This window comes from Mergibacter septicus (assembly GCF_003265225.1).
GTDB classification, from domain to species: domain Bacteria; phylum Pseudomonadota; class Gammaproteobacteria; order Enterobacterales; family Pasteurellaceae; genus Mergibacter; species Mergibacter septicus.
The window spans coordinates 195,732-213,535 of record NZ_CP022013.1; the positions used below are offsets into that span (position 1 = coordinate 195,732).

12 protein-coding genes and 2 rRNA genes are annotated in these 17,804 nt (G+C 38.7%); 7 read left to right on the top strand and 7 right to left on the bottom strand.

Translation table 11 applies throughout. The features are described from left to right. Positions 1-313 precede the first annotated feature (313 nt). The 5 genes from CEP47_RS01000 to tkt all read left to right on the top strand — a co-directional run bounded on the left by CEP47_RS01000 (position 314) and on the right by tkt (position 8,318). Positions 314-3,213, top strand: a 23S ribosomal RNA gene (locus CEP47_RS01000). Positions 3,214-3,404: 191 nt separating this feature from the next. After that, a 5S ribosomal RNA gene (gene rrf, locus CEP47_RS01005) occupies positions 3,405-3,520 on the top strand. A gap of 321 nt (positions 3,521-3,841) precedes the next feature. Further along, entirely contained in the window at positions 3,842-5,251 is a 1,410-nt protein-coding gene (locus CEP47_RS01010; RefSeq protein WP_261919828.1) for a chloride channel protein, read from the top strand. Then, the gene (dusA, locus tag CEP47_RS01015) at positions 5,238-6,212 is read left to right on the top strand and encodes a tRNA dihydrouridine(20/20a) synthase DusA (protein WP_407657796.1); all 975 of its coding nucleotides are present in this window, start codon (positions 5,238-5,240) and stop codon (positions 6,210-6,212) included. Before CEP47_RS01010 ends, dusA begins: the two co-directional genes overlap by 14 nt. 111 nt (positions 6,213-6,323) lie before the next feature. Then, positions 6,324-8,318, top strand: a complete 1,995-nt coding sequence (gene tkt, locus CEP47_RS01020) for a transketolase (protein ID WP_261919826.1) — start codon at positions 6,324-6,326, stop codon at positions 8,316-8,318. A 56-nt stretch (positions 8,319-8,374) separates the two neighbouring features. Here tkt and CEP47_RS01025 read toward each other — a convergent pair whose 3' ends face one another. The 5 genes from CEP47_RS01025 to lptM all read right to left on the bottom strand — a co-directional run bounded on the left by CEP47_RS01025 (position 8,375) and on the right by lptM (position 12,545). Further along, positions 8,375-9,907 (bottom strand): YifB family Mg chelatase-like AAA ATPase, encoded by a 1,533-nt coding sequence (locus CEP47_RS01025; protein ID WP_261919825.1) that lies wholly within the window; start codon positions 9,905-9,907, stop codon positions 8,375-8,377. 128 nt (positions 9,908-10,035) lie between these two features. Next, the gene (gene yihA / locus CEP47_RS01030; RefSeq protein WP_261921018.1) at positions 10,036-10,662 is read right to left on the bottom strand and encodes a ribosome biogenesis GTP-binding protein YihA/YsxC; all 627 of its coding nucleotides are present in this window, start codon (positions 10,660-10,662) and stop codon (positions 10,036-10,038) included. Positions 10,663-10,669: 7 nt separating this feature from the next. Then, positions 10,670-11,098, bottom strand: coding sequence for a DUF805 domain-containing protein (locus CEP47_RS01035; protein ID WP_261919824.1), 429 nt, complete (start codon positions 11,096-11,098; stop codon positions 10,670-10,672). 37 nt (positions 11,099-11,135) lie between these two features. Further along, positions 11,136-12,392 (bottom strand): diaminopimelate decarboxylase, encoded by a 1,257-nt coding sequence (gene lysA / locus CEP47_RS01040; RefSeq protein WP_261919823.1) that lies wholly within the window; start codon positions 12,390-12,392, stop codon positions 11,136-11,138. 42 nt (positions 12,393-12,434) lie between these two features. Further along, positions 12,435-12,545, bottom strand: a complete 111-nt coding sequence (gene lptM, locus CEP47_RS01045) for an LPS translocon maturation chaperone LptM (protein WP_261919822.1) — start codon at positions 12,543-12,545, stop codon at positions 12,435-12,437. A gap of 126 nt (positions 12,546-12,671) precedes the next feature. On the opposite strand from lptM, the gene cyaY reads away from it, so the two are divergent. Then, positions 12,672-12,980 (top strand): iron donor protein CyaY, encoded by a 309-nt coding sequence (gene cyaY, locus CEP47_RS01050; RefSeq protein WP_261919821.1) that lies wholly within the window; start codon positions 12,672-12,674, stop codon positions 12,978-12,980. A 33-nt stretch (positions 12,981-13,013) separates the two neighbouring features. After that, positions 13,014-14,828, top strand: coding sequence for a DNA helicase RecQ (gene recQ / locus CEP47_RS01055; protein WP_261919820.1), 1,815 nt, complete (start codon positions 13,014-13,016; stop codon positions 14,826-14,828). Between the two features lie 133 nt (positions 14,829-14,961). Here recQ and hslO read toward each other — a convergent pair whose 3' ends face one another. Then, the gene (gene hslO / locus CEP47_RS01060) at positions 14,962-15,840 is read right to left on the bottom strand and encodes an Hsp33 family molecular chaperone HslO (RefSeq protein ID WP_261919819.1); all 879 of its coding nucleotides are present in this window, start codon (positions 15,838-15,840) and stop codon (positions 14,962-14,964) included. Positions 15,841-15,952: 112 nt separating this feature from the next. Beyond that, positions 15,953-17,656 carry a nitrate/nitrite two-component system sensor histidine kinase NarQ gene (gene narQ, locus CEP47_RS01065; protein WP_261919818.1) on the bottom strand — a complete coding sequence of 568 codons (1,704 nt, stop codon included), beginning with the start codon at positions 17,654-17,656 and terminating at the stop codon, positions 15,953-15,955. Between the last annotated feature and the right edge of the window lie 148 nt (positions 17,657-17,804).

The following is a 17,804-nucleotide window of genomic DNA, read 5'->3' on the forward strand; positions in this document are numbered from 1 at the left end:
TTATGTTTTTCTTTTTTGTGTTTTTTCTAGAAAGAGAAGAAAAAACAAAAAGGTAAAAACAAAAAAATAAAGAAAGAAAACTGAAATTGAAAAAATGAAAAAAGAAGAAAAAGCTTAGCAATAATTAAATGATACGTTGTTATTGTTTAACCTGTTCTTTAAAAATTTAGACACAAGCAAAGAAACGAGAAGAGTACTCAAGCGACCGAGAGGTTGTGAAGTATTTGAGAGAAGAAGTGTTGAAGCGAAAGGCGATACTTCTGATAAGCATCAACCACAAAGGCAAAGTAAATCAAAGCATTTGAGGTTGTATGGTTAAGTGACAAAGCGTACACGGTGGATGCCTAGGCAATCAGAGGCGAAGAAGGACGTGCAAATCTGCGAAAAGCGTGGGAGAGTCGATAAGAGGCGCTATCATCCCACGATATCCGAATGGGGAAACCCGATAGATGAAGAATCTATCATTCCTTTGTGAATCCATAGCAAAGGAAGGCAAACCGGGAGAACTGAAACATCTAAGTACCCCGAGGAAAAGAAATCAACCGAGATTCCGTCAGTAGCGGCGAGCGAACGCGGAAGAGCCGTTAGAGATAATAATAAAGCTAAAAGAAGTGGCTGGAAAGCCAAACCAAAGAGGGTGATAGTCCCGTATTTGAAAGCGTTATTATGGTACTAAGCTAACAACAAGTAGAGCGGGACACGTGATATCCTGTTTGAAGATGGGGGGACCATCCTCCAAGGCTAAATACTCCTGATTGACCGATAGTGAACCAGTACCGTGAGGGAAAGGCGAAAAGAACCGTGGCGAACGGAGTGAAATAGAACCTGAAACCGTGTACGTACAAGCAGTGGGAGCCCCTTTTAGGGGTGACTGCGTACCTTTTGTATAATGGGTCAGCGACTTATATTTTGTAGCAAGGTTAACTGAATAAGGGAGCCGAAGGGAAACCGAGTCTTAACTGGGCGATAAGTTGCAAGGTATAGACCCGAAACCCGGTGATCTAGCCATGGGCAGGTTGAAGGTTGGGTAACACTAACTGGAGGACCGAACCGACTACTGTTGAAAAAGTAGCGGATGACTTGTGGCTGGGGGTGAAAGGCCAATCAAACCGGGAGATAGCTGGTTCTCCCCGAAATCTATTTAGGTAGAGCCTTGAATGAATACCTTTGGGGGTAGAGCACTGTTTCGGCTAGGGGGCCATCCCGGCTTACCAACCCGATGCAAACTCCGAATACCAAAGAGTAATGTTCAGGAGACACACGGCGGGTGCTAACGTCCGTCGTGGAGAGGGAAACAACCCAGACCGCCAGCTAAGGTCCCCAAGTCTATATTAAGTGGGAAACGAAGTGGGAAGGCTTAGACAGCTAGGATGTTGGCTTAGAAGCAGCCACCATTTAAAGAAAGCGTAATAGCTCACTAGTCGAGTCGGCCTGCGCGGAAGATGTAACGGGGCTAAATATAGCACCGAAGCTGCGGCATCAGACGTCTGTCTGTTGGGTAGGGGAGCGTTGTGTAAGCCGTTGAAGGTGAATCGAGAGGTTTGCTGGAGGTATCACAAGTGCGAATGCTGACATAAGTAACGATAAAGGGGGTGAAAAACCCCCTCGCCGGAAGACCAAGGGTTCCTGTCCAACGTTAATCGGGGCAGGGTGAGTCGGCCCCTAAGGCGAGGCTGAAAAGCGTAGTCGATGGGAAACGGGTTAATATTCCCGTACTTGGATAAACTGCGATGTGGGGACGGAGTAGGTTAGGTTAGCGTACTGCTGGATATGTACGTTTAAGTTGGTAGGTGGGTGAACTAGGCAAATCCGGTTCACCGCTAACACTGAGAAATGATGACGAGACACTAAGGTGTTGAAGTAACTGATACCACACTTCCAGGAAAAGCCACTAAGCTTCAGGTTTATCTAAACCGTACTGAAAACCGACACAGGTGGTCAGGTAGAGAATACTCAGGCGCTTGAGAGAACTCGGGTGAAGGAACTAGGCAAAATAGCACCGTAACTTCGGGAGAAGGTGCGCTGGCGTAGTGTGAAGTTCTTCGCGAATGGAGCATGAACCAGTCGAAGTGACCAGCTGGCTGCAACTGTTTATTAAAAACACAGCACTCTGCAAACACGAAAGTGGACGTATAGGGTGTGACGCCTGCCCGGTGCTGGAAGGTTAATTGATGATGTTATCGCAAGAGACGCATCTGATCGAAGCCCCAGTAAACGGCGGCCGTAACTATAACGGTCCTAAGGTAGCGAAATTCCTTGTCGGGTAAGTTCCGACCTGCACGAATGGCGTAATGATGGCCAGGCTGTCTCCACCCGAGACTCAGTGAAATTGAAATCGCCGTGAAGATGCGGTGTACCCGCGGCTAGACGGAAAGACCCCGTGAACCTTTACTATAGCTTGACACTGAACATTGAATTTTAATGTGTAGGATAGGTGGGAGACAATGAAGATGAGACGCCAGTCTTGTTGGAGTCAACCTTGAAATACCACCCTTTAACGTTTGATGTTCTAACGAAGCACCCGCACAGGTGCTCGGACAGTGTCTGGTGGGTAGTTTGACTGGGGCGGTCTCCTCCCAAAGTGTAACGGAGGAGTACGAAGGTTTGCTAATCACGGTCGGACATCGTGAGGTTAGTACAATGGTATAAGCAAGCTTGACTGCGAGACAGACACGTCGAGCAGGTGCGAAAGCAGGTCATAGTGATCCGGTGGTTCTGCATGGAAGGGCCATCGCTCAACGGATAAAAGGTACTCCGGGGATAACAGGCTGATACCGCCCAAGAGTTCATATCGACGGCGGTGTTTGGCACCTCGATGTCGGCTCATCACATCCTGGGGCTGAAGTAGGTCCCAAGGGTATGGCTGTTCGCCATTTAAAGTGGTACGCGAGCTGGGTTTAGAACGTCGTGAGACAGTTCGGTCCCTATCTGCCGTGGGCGTTGGAGAATTGATTGGGGTTGCTCCTAGTACGAGAGGACCGGAGTGAACGCACCGCTGGTGTTCGGGTTGTGTCGCCAGACGCATTGCCCGGTAGCTAAGTGCGGAAGAGATAAGTGCTGAAAGCATCTAAGCACGAAACTTGCCAAGAGATGAGTTCTCCCAGTCTATAAGACTGTAAGGGTTGTTTAAGACTAAGACGTAGATAGGCGGGGTGTGTAAGTGTAGTGATACATTGAGCTAACCCGTACTAATTGCCCGAGAGGCTTAACCATACAACGCTCAAATGTTTTGGGGAGTGGGTACTCTTGAGTAGCTTGTGGCTAAATAACTTAACGAATGTTAAGCCGTTAACTGGTGAGTTTAACGTTATCTTTATCAATAAATAAAGAAAATTAACAAACTCACGACAGAACGAAACAAACAGAGAACAACGAATAACAAACAACAAGATAAAAAGAATTTTCCCGGCGGTCATAATGCAGTGGTACCACCTGATACCTTGCCGAACTCAGAAGTGAAACGCTGTGATGCCGATGGTAGTGTAGGGTCTCCCTATGTGAGAGTAGGGTACCGCCGGGGTTAATCAAATTAGAGAGAAAAAGCACAAACGTAAGTTTGTGCTTTTTTTATAGCTAGTGAATATAATAGAAAGTATTTAATGTAGTTTAATCCAGATTATTTTTATAAATTAGAATAGATCTCTAATATCTTCAATATATCCTTTCTTTTCTCATTTTGTTCAGCTGTGTCTGTTTTTAATTATTTCTTTCCATTCATTTTTAAGTGTTGATTAATCTTTAAGAGTATTCTTTTTAAAATTTAGGTATAATTTTATCTATCTCAATCATTATTTTAAAATACTTTTTCTAGCCATAAAATATTTAAATCTTGGTATTTGTTATGTTAATAAGTACATCAATTCGAAAATTACGCCTTTTTTTACACCACAAAGAACAGCAGACTCGGCGAATTTCTCGTAAGAGTATAGAGTTTATTTGTTTATTGATTGGAACTGGGCTAGTTGCTTCAGGAACTTATACTTTTGCTAAATTGGCAGATTTTGGTTTAGAGTTAAATCGTACTTGGGTACATACATATCCTTATTTAGTTTGGATTGTTTTACCTTTAGGTTTAGCGATATTAGCTTGGTTTACCCAAAAATTTACTCCTTATGTTGCTGGCAGTGGTATTCCACAAGTGATAGCTTCTATTTCTTTACCTTATGGTAATACTAAAGAACGTTTAGTGATGTTAGGGCAGGCTATTTGGAAGATCCCTTTAACTTTTTTAGCAATGTGTATAGGGGGATCGGTTGGGCGTGAAGGACCATCAGTACAAGTAGGTGCTGCTGTGATGCTGGCTTGGGGTAAATTTTGTCGTAAATATAATTTAGCTTTTAAAGGATTAAGTTCAAATGAATTGATGGCAACAGGTGCTGCTGGAGGACTAGCAGCGGCATTTAATGCACCATTAGCTGGTGTGATTTTTGCGATTGAAGAATTAGGTCGAGGAACTGCATTGCGTTGGGAAGGTAGGGTCTTACTGGGGGTAATGACAACGGGGTTTATTTTAGTATTATTACAAGGCAATAACCCTTATTTCCCACGTTATACTGGTGTCAGTATTGTCCCAAATATTTTACTTTGGGTTGCTATATGTGCGGTTATCTGTGGTATTTTGGGTGGTTTTTTTGCACGTTTATTATCAAAAGGATTAGCCGCATATACGCCTTCTAGGTGGCGAGGTTGGGTGCGTAAACATCCTGTGATTATCTCTTTATTTTTAGGATTATTATTAGCAGCATTAGGTACATTTACTCATCATTCTACCTATGGTACGGGTTATCCTGTAGTTACTCAAGCTTTAGATGGACAAGACGTTGCAGCCAATATTGGGTTAAGTAAATTATTTGCGACAGTTTTCACTTATTGGTCAGGAATTGCAGGGGGAATTTTTACACCTGCATTAACAACTGGTGCAGCTATAGGTACGAATATTTGGCAAATTAGTGGCGGATTAGTTGATCAACGTTTTTTAGTTTTATTGTGTATGGCCGCATTTTTAGCTGCTGCAACACAAGCTCCTGTTACTGCAAGTGTGATTGTTATGGAAATGACTGGTGCTCAAACTGAATTAGTGTGGATTTTAGCGACTAGTCTTGTTGCTTCAATTGTATCCCGTCAAATTTGCCCTAAGCCATTTTACCATTTTGCAGCATCACGTTATCGTCAACGGATACAAGAAGAAGCAAAAGAAGAAAGTGATTTAAGTACACAAACCGTAACTCAAGTAGGAAATAAAGTTGGATAAGTTTTATCGAGGGCGTTTTTCAGTAGCCCCTATGTTAGATTGGACGACACGTCATTGTCGTTATTTTCATCGGCAGTTTAGTCGCCATGCTCTACTTTATACTGAAATGGTAACAACAGGGGCAATATTGCATGCTAAATATGATCATTTATATTTTGATCCAGCTGAACATCCTGTTGCATTACAGTTAGGTGGTAGTGATTTGAAGCAATTAGTTGAATGTACAAAATTAGCAGAACAACGAGGTTATGCAGAAGTCAATTTAAATGTTGGCTGTCCTTCTGATCGTGTACAAAATGGTTTGTTTGGGGCTTGTTTAATGGCAAAAGCAGATTTAGTTGCTGAAGCTGTATCAGCTATGCAAGCGGCAGTTAATATTCCTGTTACGGTTAAAACTCGGATTGGGATTGATCATCTAGATAGTTATCAATTTTTATCCCAATTTATTGAAAAATTAGATCAAGCTGGCTGTCAAGAATTTATTATACATGCACGAAAGGCTTGGCTATCAGGTTTAAGTCCAAAAGAGAATCGAGAAATTCCACCACTAGATTATGAGCGAGTTTATCAGCTAAAACGAGACTTTCCACACTTATGGATTAGTATTAATGGTGGTATTAAAACGTTATCAGATATTCAACAACATCTAAAATTTGTTGATGGCGTGATGGTTGGTAGAGAAGCTTATCAAAATCCACAGCTTTTGGGTGAAATTGATCGTGCTTTATTTGATCCCACAGTACCAGTGGTCACCTCAGTAGAAGCAGTCGAAAGAATGTTTCCTTATATAGAACAACAGTTGACCCAAGGTATATACCTTAATCATATCGTAAGGCATATGTTAGGGGCATTCCAATCGTGTCGAGGTGCAAGACAATGGCGACGCTATTTAAGTGAGAATGCACATAAAGTTGGAGCAGGTTTGGAAGTGGTTGAAAAAGCATTATCTTTTGTACGTTAATTCTTTTTAAATTTGTTTTAACGCAGGTTCTAGGTGATTAAACACTTTTTTGAATAAAAAATAGTGTAGAATGAACGAATAATTTTTATCTAACTGATTAGGAGAATGGTAATGGTTTCACGCAGAGATTTAGCTAATGCGATCCGAGTGTTAAGTATGGACGCAGTACAAAAAGCAAATTCAGGGCATCCAGGTGCACCAATGGGAATGGCAGATATTGCAGAAGTATTATGGCGAGATTATATGGTACATAATCCAACCAATCCAAGCTGGGCAAATCGAGATCGTTTTGTGCTTTCAAATGGGCATGGATCAATGTTGATATATAGCTTATTACATTTATCTGGCTATGATCTGTCAATTGAAGATTTAAAACAGTTCCGTCAATTACATTCTAAAACCCCTGGCCACCCTGAATATGGGTATGCACCAGGCGTTGAAACTACTACTGGACCATTAGGTCAAGGAATTACTAATGCGGTTGGTATGGCAATTGCAGAAAAAACTTTAGCGGGGCAATTTAATCGTCCAGGTCATCAAATTATCGATCATCATACATATGTTTTCTTAGGTGATGGTTGTTTAATGGAAGGGATTTCTCACGAAGCGTGTTCATTAGCAGGAACATTAGGTTTAGGTAAATTAATCGCATTTTATGATGATAATAATATTTCGATTGATGGACATGTTGATGGTTGGTTTACTGATGATACTCAAAAACGCTTTGAAGCTTATGGTTGGCAGGTTATTCCTGCAGTAGATGGGCATAACAGTGAAGCGATTAAAGCCGCTATTGAGAGTGCAAAAGCTGAAACTCAAAAACCAACTCTAATTATTTGTAAAACAATTATTGGTTATGGCTCTCCAAACAAATCAAATTCACATGATTGTCATGGTGCTCCATTAGGTGAAACAGAAATAGCGGCGACACGTAAAGCATTAAATTGGGCATTTGCACCATTTGAAATTCCTGCAGAAATTTATGCGCAGTGGAGTGCGAAACAACGTGGTCAAATAGCAGAAGAAAAATGGAATCAGCAATTTAACGCTTATGCACAAGATTATCCTGAATTAGCGGCAGAATTAGCTCGCCGATTAAAAGGTGAGTTACCTGCTAATTGGGCGACTGAATCACAAGCTTTTATTGAAAAATTACAAGCTAATCCTGCAACAATTGCGAGCCGTAAAGCATCACAAAATGCAATTGAAGCATATGCACAGTTGTTACCTGAATTCTTAGGTGGTTCTGCAGATTTAGCAAGTTCTAATTTAACGTTATGGTCAGGTTCAAAACCACTACGTGCAAATGTTGTTGATGGTAATTACATCAATTATGGTGTGCGTGAGTTTGGTATGTCAGCTATTATGAATGGTATTGCTTTACATGGTGGATTCATTCCTTATGGGGCAACATTCTTAATGTTTATGGAATATGCACATAATGCGGTGCGTATGGCAGCATTAATGAAACAACGTACTTTATTTGTTTATACTCATGATTCAATTGGTTTAGGAGAAGATGGTCCAACTCATCAGCCAGTTGAACAAACAAGTGCATTACGTTTAATTCCAAATTTAGAGACTTGGCGACCTTGCGATCAGGTTGAGTCAGCCGTAGCTTGGAAAGTAGCAATTGAACGCCAAGATGGACCAAGTGCATTGATCTTTACTCGCCAAAATTTAACGCAAATGGATCGTAGTACAGAACAATTGGCGAATATTTCACGTGGTGGGTATATCTTAAAAGATAGTGCTGGTACACCAGATTTAATCTTAATTGCTACGGGTTCAGAAGTTGAGTTAGCGATGAAGGCGGCAGCTCAATTAGAAACAGAGGGGCATCAACTACGGGTTGTTTCTATGCCAAGTACAAATGTATTTGATAAACAAGATGATGCTTATCGGGAAGCAGTATTACCAAGTCAAGTGACTAAACGTGTAGCAATTGAGGCTGGTATTGCTGATTTCTGGTATAAATATGTTGGTTTTAATGGACGTATTGTTGGAATGAATAGCTTTGGTGAATCTGCACCAGCAAATCAACTATTTGAATTATTTGGTTTTACTGTTGAGAATGTAGTCGCAAAAGCAAAAGAAATTTTATAATTATTTTAAAACTCAAAACCTGACTTTATTTTTAATATAGAGTCAGGTTTTTTTGCTTAGAGTCCATTCATTAATCGTTGTAATAAACGATCCATTGCACGATAACCGAGAGCTTCAGCTAGATGTTGACGTGAAATTTGTTCTTCTCCAGCAAGATCTGCGATAGTTCGAGCAACTTTTAAAATTCGGTGGTAGGCTCGAACAGATAATCCTAAACAGGTTAACGTTTTTTCGAGAAATTCCGCATCACTCGTTTCTAACTGACAGTATTGATCAATCTCTTTGCTTGTTAAATAAGCATTAATTTTTCCAGCTCTGCTAAGCTGTTTTTCTCGTGTTACTAATACTTTTTGTCGAACTTGTTGTGTTGTTTCACCACGTTCAGCTTGATTGTTTTGTTGTAATGCCCCTTGTGGTAATAGTGGGACTTCAATTGAGAGATCGAAACGGTCTAAAAAAGGACCTGATAAGCGATTGAGGTAACGCATGATTTGTTGTGGTGAAGTGCGATTATGAGCTCCTTGATAATGACCAGTTGGACTAGGATTCATTGCTGCAATGAGTTGAAAACGTGCAGGAAAACGTACTTTAGCATTGGCACGAGAGATAATAATCTCCCCACTTTCTAGCGGTTCTCGCAAGGCATCAAGGACTTTACGTTCAAATTCAGGGAGCTCATCTAAGAAAAGTACACCATTATGTGCTAATGAAATTTCACCCGGTTTAGGGATACTACCACCACCAACTAAAGCCACCATAGATGCACTATGATGTGGCGAGCGAAACGGGCGTTGTTTCCAATTATGTAGATCTAGTCTATTTTGTACTAGACTATTGATTGCGACAGTTTCGATTGCTTCTTGCTCATTCATTTCAGGTAGTAATGAAGTTAAACGGCTTGCAAGCATAGTCTTTCCTGTTCCCGGAGGACCCAAAAAGAGTAGATTATGTTGCCCTGCTGCTGCAATGGTTAAGGCTCGTTTAGCGTGTTGTTGCCCAATAATATCCGTTAATTCGAGGTGTTGTTCAGGTTTAGCTTGGGAGATGGCGTTTTGTTGCTGTGCGATAGGCAGATTATTATCTTGATTGAGAAAATTAATAACCTCTAATAAAGAGGAGGCAATATAAGTTTTTGTATCAGCAACTAGAGTCGCTTCTTTGGCATTTTGTTGTGAAATAATGAGTTCCCTTTGGGCTTTCTTGCCTGCTAAAATCGCTGGAATAATGCCGTGAACGCCACGTAATGATCCTGTTAAAGCAAGTTCTCCAACAAATTCAAAATGGCGTAGGTGATCACTTTTAATTTGCCCTGATGCGGCAAGGATTCCAATTGCTAAAGGTAAATCAAAACGTCCACCTTCTTTCGGTAGATCTGCAGGTGCAAGGTTAATGGTAATCCGTTTAGCTGGGTATTGAAAATTCGCATTAATTAAAGCACTACGGACTCTATCTCTTGCTTCTTTGACGGTGGTTTCAGGTAATCCAACCAGTGTTAATCCGGGTGTACCATTGCTGATATGTACTTCAATAGTAACGAGTGGTGCTTGTACGCCAATCGAAGCTCGGCTAAAAACTACCGCTAATGACATAATAAATTCCTTATATGATTGAAATATAAGTAGTATAGGAAAAAGAGAGTTAGCGTAGGGGGAGATTTAACAGATTTGCGAGTCAGATCGTAAAAGTAAAGTTTTACGATCTGAACAATAGTATTCAATTAAGTGGTAATGTTATTTGATGTAATAAAATGAGGGCTAAACCAGTCATCTAATTTAGAGGCTAGTTTTTCGATACCTATTTTGTTTAAAGAGGAGAAGGCTTCAACTTGAATATTACCTTGGAATGGTAAGATTGCTTCTTTCACCATTTTTACCTGTTTACTACGATTACTTTGGCTTAATTTATCTGCTTTAGTTAGGAGTAAAAGTACAGGAAGATGAGATATTACCGCCCATTCTATCATTTGCTGGTCCAAATCTTTTAAGGGATGGCGAATATCCATTAAAATAATCACACCGCGTAAACATTGCCGTTTTTGCAGATACTCTCCCAAGGCTTTTTGCCATTGTAATTTCATTTTCTCTGGAACTGCTGCATAACCATAACCGGGTAAGTCAACTAATTTACACCCTTCTTCTACTTCAAATAGATTGATTAGTTGTGTTCTTCCCGGGGTTTTAGATGTACGAGCAAGGTTTTTTTGATGAGTTAAGGCATTTAGCGCCGTTGATTTTCCTGCATTTGAGCGACCAGCAAAAGCAATTTCAATACCTTGATCTGCGGGTAGTTGATGGATATTTGCTGCACTTGTGAGAAAATGCGTTTTATGGTAATTCAGTTTTATTGACACATTATTTTCCTTGAATAAATTTAATCGTTTCACCTTTCTTGCCGTAGCAATTTGCTTCTTTACCCGCAAATACACCCCATTCTAGACATAACATTGTTGCTATAAAGACGGGAAAGATAGTCCCTAAGATAAGATGCATTGTGCCTTCAATTTGATGTCCAATAAAATAACATATAATTGGCACAATGAGGATCGATAATGCCATTGCTGAACGTCCACGATCGTGAAGTCGTTTAACGATAATTGCAAGCTGACAATAGGTGATGAGAAGTAAGGGAAGATATAGCCAGAAATTAGTTCCATTTGGTAACTCAAAAGGTAATAGATTTGCAATCAGCAATAGAAGTAGTGAGCAAATTCCTGTCCCAATCCAAAATCCTTGTCGGTTAAGGCGACCTTGAAAACTAAATAGTGCTTGCCAGATGGACATAATGTTTTGTTATTCTCCTTAAAGACTTGGTGGTAGATTAGCGTGATGAAATAAGTTGTTCATATTGCCATAAGTCTGCAATATTTTCTCGCCGTTTAATGAGATAAGTAAGATCACCATCAACAAGTACTTCTGCTGCTTTAGGATGGGAATTATAGTGTGATGCCATACTGGCACCATAGGCTCCAGCAGAGCGTTGTGCTAAAAGATCTCCTTCTGCAATAGCCAGTTGACGTTGTTTTCCTAAGAAGTCGGAGGTTTCACAAATCGGACCAACAACATCATAAAGATGGCTTTCTCGAGTTAGATTACGATCTACTTCAATTATTTCCATATAGGCTTGGTATAGTGCTGGACGGATCATATCATTCATACCTGTATCAACGATAGCAAAATTAATATGTTGATTAAATTTGAGATATTCTACTTTAGTAACCAAAATGCCAGCATTGGCAGCAATGGCTCGTCCTGGTTCAAGAATAATTTCTAAATCTGGATATTGTGCGAATTTTGCCAATAATGCTTGGGCATATTCTTGAGGATGGGGTGGTGTTTCTTGGTGATAGCAAACGCCTAAACCACCACCGAGATCAAGATGTTTTAATTGAATACCGTCTTGTTTGAGTTGATTAAGTAGCACTAATAAACGATCTGCTGAATCTAAAAATGGTTGTAATTCGGTAAGTTGAGAACCAATATGACAGTCAAGACCAACAATTTCGATACCCGTTAAGGTTGAGGCTAGGTGGTAGGTTGCACGAGCTTGTTCAACATTAATACCAAATTTATTATTTTTTAATCCTGTTGAAATATAAGGGTGCGTTTTGGCATCAACATCTGGGTTCACTCGCAAAGAAATAGGTGCTTTTTTTCCCAATTCAGTTGCAATATGGTTGATACGTCGTAATTCCGCTTCAGATTCAACATTAAAACAGCGAATTCCAACTTCTAATGCTCGGCGAATTTCCGCATGGGATTTTGCGACCCCAGAGAAAACAACTTTTTTCGGATCACCACCAGCAACTAATACTCGTTCTAATTCACCACCAGAGACAATATCAAAGCCAGAACCAAGTTGAGCTAATAATTGTAATAGTGCAATATTGGAATTAGCTTTGACGGCATAACAGATTAAGTGAGGGTGATTGCCTAATGCACGATCAAAAGCATGCCAATGGCGTTCTAAGGTTGCACGAGAATAAATATAAAGAGGTGTGCCATATTGTTTCGCTAATGCTGTTACTGCAACATCTTCTGCATATAACTGATTGTTTTTATAGTTAAAGTAATCCATGGTTTGCATCCTGTTATTGTTAGAAAAATTCTTAAGTAAGAATTATTTGATTGTTGAGAGTGAGTTATCGGAGGTTGGTTGAAAAAGTGGTCCTTTTACGCCACAAGCGGTCAGTGAAATAGCAAGTAAACAAAGCACAAATAGTTTTTTCATTGGAAAATCCTTTTCTAGATTAGCATTATTTTAGGTTTGCCCTATTTTTTACCATTAAAATTGCCTTTGTGCTATCACAATCAATCGAAAGTTACTATAATCAGGGCATTTTTTGCGGAGGCTTTTATGAATGTAACAGAATTTCATCAACAGGTTGAAACGGTATGGCAGCATATCGAAAATGAATTAGATCGACAAGATAGTGATATTGATTGTGAAATTAATGGTGCGGTGATGACCTTAACTTTTGCAGATGATAGTCAAATTGTCATTAATAAACAGGAACCATTACTTGAATTATGGTTAGCTAGCCGTTTAGGTGGTCTGCATTTTAAAATTATAAATGGTGAATGGATCAATACCTCAGGTCAAACTTTTTGGCAAGCACTTGAACAAGCTTGTACGGCTCACGGGGAATGTATTTGTTTTGGGTGATAATTTAAACCTACATTTTTAGTAAACACTATTATGCCTGCTTTGATAGAAAATCAACCAATAACATCGGCTTTATCTGTATTGAAGCAGGTTTTCGGCTATCAACATTTTCGTCAAGGACAACAAGAAGTTATTGAGGCAGTTTTACAAGGCAAAGATTGTTTAACCGTGATGGCAACAGGAAATGGCAAATCACTTTGCTATCAGATCCCAGCACTTTGTTTTGATGGAATGACTCTAGTTATTTCTCCTTTGATCGCCTTGATGCAAGATCAAGTTGATCAATTGGCGGCGAATGGGATTGAAGCAGCTTATCTTAATTCCACCCAAGATTTTGCGACTAGACAAGCAGTAGAAAATAGGGCGATTAGTGGACAGTTAAAACTACTTTATCTTTCACCTGAAAAAGTGATGACAACCGCTTTCTTCCATTTTATTCATCAATGTAAAGTGAGTTTTATTGCTATTGATGAAGCACATTGTGTGTCACAATGGGGGCATGATTTTCGTCCTGAATATAGTCAATTAGGTAAGTTGAAGAGCTATTTTACTAATATTCCTGTGATGGCATTAACTGCGACTGCAGATGAAACAACTCGTCTTGATATTTTACATCACTTAAAACTACATCAGCCTTATCAATATATCGGGAGTTTTGATCGTTCGAATATTCGTTATACGTTGGTTGAGAAAGTCAAACCGTTTGAACAGCTAATTAGTTTTGTAAAGTCCCAAAAAGGGAAAAGTGGCATTATTTATTGTAATAGTCGTAGTAAAGTAGAAAAAATCACAGAATTACTCGCTAAAAAAGGAGTTAATGCCGCAGGTTATCATGCGGGTATGGATGCTGTATTGCGTGAGAAAATTCAACGGGATTTTCAACGAGATAATTTGCAGATAGTGGTGGCAACGGTTGCTTTCGGTATGGGAATTAATAAATCAAATGTTCGCTTTGTGTTGCATTTTGATCTTCCCCGTAGTATTGAGGCTTATTACCAAGAAACAGGCCGAGCAGGGCGTGATGATCTGCCTGCTCAAGCGGTACTTTTTTATAATCCTGCCGATTATCTCTGGTTAAAACAAGTTTTAGAAGAAAAGCCTAAGAGTGAACAACAACGGATTGAACAGCATAAATTACAATTAATGGGGGAGTTTGCAGAAGCTCAAACATGTCGCCGTTTAGTCTTATTAAATTATTTTGGTGAATACCGGCAAACACCTTGTGGCAATTGTGATATTTGTTTAGATCCCCCGAAAAAATATGATGCACTGGTTGATGCTCAAAAATTTTTATCTGTGGTATATCGTACTGGGCAACGGTTTGGTTTGCATTATGTCATTGGTGTATTGCGTGGTTTAAATAATCAAAAAATTAAAGACTATCAACATGATAAATTATCTGTTTATGGTATAGGGAAAGAGAAATCAGCGGAGCATTGGATCAGTATTAGTCGTCAGCTAGTTCATTTAGGTTATCTGGTACAAAATATTACTAACCATTCCGCATTACAGTTGACTGAAGCAGCTCGCCCATTATTACGTGGTGATATTAGTTTACAACTTGCGATACCACGTTTTTCTTTAGTAGCAACACCGAAAGTTGTGCGTAAAGGTGGGAATTATGATAAAGATCTATTTGCACGTTTGCGATTTTTACGCAAACAAATCGCAGATAAAGAGAATATCCCTCCTTACGTTATTTTTAATGATGCGGCGTTACAAGAAATGGCTCAATATCATCCAACCTCCAATGCTGAAATGTTAGAAATTAATGGGGTAGGGGAACGTAAATTAGAACGTTTTGCACCAGCATTTTTACAGATAATTAGAGAATATCAGGCAAGATAAATAGGTTGTGTCTATAAGCTAAGATGTTATTTAACTAATTTGGGTTGCTATAACTTATCTCATTGATATTTAACATTATTTTAGATTATAAAAGCATAAAAAAATAGCGAGATAAACTCGCTACTTAGGTTTTTTAATGAACTGCTTTTAACTGTTTAATCATTTCTGCGGTAAAAATATATTTAGCACCACAACATTCACATTGCATATCTAAACTGCTTTTCTCGGCGAAAATCTCTTCAAGCTCTTGATCTGATAGTAGCAGTAATGCTGCTTCTGAACGTTGTTGTGAACAACCACAGAAAAAATGGGTTTCTTGTGCTGGATAGATTTCAACAGTTTCTTCGTGATAGAGGCGATACAGCAATTCTTGTGCAGTTAAACCGAATAATTCATCATCTTTTACTGTTGCCGTAAGCGTTGCTAAATGTTCAAAATCTCCTTCATTGCCAGAACCATCAGGCATTATTTGGACTAGCATCCCCGCAGCAACTGCCTGTCCTTGATATTGACCACTACGAATAACTAATTGGGTTTGGAGTTGTTCTGAACGAAGAAAATAATCTTCTAAGCATTCAGCAAGGGTTGGTTTATCTAGTGCAATAATACCTTGATAGCGTTCTCCAACAGTAGGGTTAATCGAGATGACTAACACGGCTTTTCCCACTAATTGACTGAAAGTTGCGTGTTGCCAAAATTGTGGATCAGTCTCTTCTTTTAAACGGGCTAAGGCACGAAGTTGTTGCTGATCATTACCATTAACTAAAGCAAGCGATAATGCACCGTCACCTCGGATTTGTAAGGTAATATCACCTTTAAATTTTAGAGTAGCGGTCAAGAGGGCTGTCGCCACGAGCATTTCACCTAATAAATTTTGCACCACAGTAGGATATTGGTGAGTATTAAGGCTATCGCTAAAAGTCTGATTTAAACGCACCCACTCACCACGAGCAGCTCGATGTTGAAAAAGGTAGCGGTAAAGTTTGTCGTTATCTTGAATATAATTTTGCATTTTATCTTATCCAAATAGAAAAAAGTTATTGTCACAGAATATGGGTGTAAGAACCAGATTTACAAGAGAAATAGGAAAATTTTTTCTGATTCAATGCGTTGCTAAAGATTTGCTAGGTTATATTATCAGAGAGTTTAAGGCGTATTTCTGTTCCGCCTTCTTGGCGGCGAGAAATATGCAGTTTAGCTTTTAGTTTATTGCTACGTTCGTACATGATATTTAACCCATAATGCCCCTCTGGTTCTTGTAAGGTTGAAATGCCAATACCATTGTCTGTCACAATGAATTCATATTCACCCTCTTTATTAGTATGGGCAATAATATTAATTTGAGTGGCATTTGCGTGTTTAATTGCATTGAGTAATGCTTCACGAATAATTTGTAGTACGTGTACTTGTTGTTGAGCGGTAAATATTTGTGAAGGTAAAGAACAAGTTAAACTAATGGTTGCATTCGTACGATCTTGTAAAGATTCAATGACTTGTTCTAAAGCGAGTTTGAGATTGGCTTCTTGAATAGTGATCCTAAATGTTGCTAGCAGTTCACGTAATTGTGCATATCCATCACGTAATACTTGTTCAAATTCTTTAATAATATTAAAACTTTTAGCTTTAGTTTCCCCTTCTAATTTTTGCATTGCATGTTTTAGTAGAGTGAGTTGAATTTGTAAGAAGGAAAGTTCTTGGGCTAAAGAATCATGTAATTCCCGAGCAATAATTGATCGTTCTTCCATTAAAGCCAGTTGTTGTTGGTGTTTTTGTGTGTGAATAAAATAGACTGCTCGGCCAAGCATTTGCCCAATATTAATCATTAACCGTGGGTCAGGGCTATTTTCTTTACATTGCCAGCGTAAGAGTGCGAGTTTATGGCTACTAAAGGAAATTTCTCGTTCATACCAGCGTAGGGTAGGTTTTTTTTCTCCTGCTTTCAAATCGAAATATTCTGCACTAAACACAATCAGTTCAACACAATAGAGATTCTGATCGTAAATAATGTCGTTTAATATTTCTTCTAATTTTTTTCGATTAATCACTGTGGCGGTAATCTTCTGTGAAATATGATAGAGAGATGATAAGGATTTATTTAATTTATTTAGATTTTGGGTTTTTTCATTAACTTTATCTTCCAACGAAGTATAAAGTTGTTGTAATTCTTGGGACATTTGAGTAAATACAGTGGCAAGAATCCCTAATTCATTTGGACGTTCTGTGGATAGCGGTATATGGTTAAATTGCCCTTGTTGAATTTGACTACTAGCGATCACAAGCCGATGCAGTGGTTTAATTACCTCTAGTTTTAAATATCTTAAAATATACAGAGAGGTCGTAATCATTGATAATGCAGCAATTAAACTAATAATAATTGCAATCATTAATTTATCTTCAATAAAGTCCTGTAATTCATTCACAAAATTATCAACTAATTGAATGTAATTATCTATTTTTCCACGATAACTGATTAAGTCTCGTTGTTGAATATAACCTGACATTATATTCCATTGTTCAATAATGCGGTGGTAGTGATTTTTTATTCTTTGTGGGATTAAAACACTATCCATTATATTCGTTAAATTTTTTGAATATAAACTGGCTTTATATTCTTGTAGGTTATGCTCAATCGTCGTTGGTTCATGTTCAGTTTGATAAATAATTCTATATGCTTGCATACGGAGTGAAGCAGCAGTATTAATTGAATCAGCATTAGACTTACTATCTTGAATAATAAAAATTGAGATTGAAATAATAAGACTAGCGAGTGCAATAATAACTATCAGATATTTTGCTATACGAGTTAAGACAGAGAATTTTCTTTTCACAATAAACTTTCAACCTCGATGTAAAATTAATGTTAAAAAACAGAAAAAATATTATGAAAATGTTAATTATTCATCAAATTTAATCTGGAAATAATTAAAGATTGTAATAATTATATTAATAAAAGTTTGATCTATAACAAGGAACATT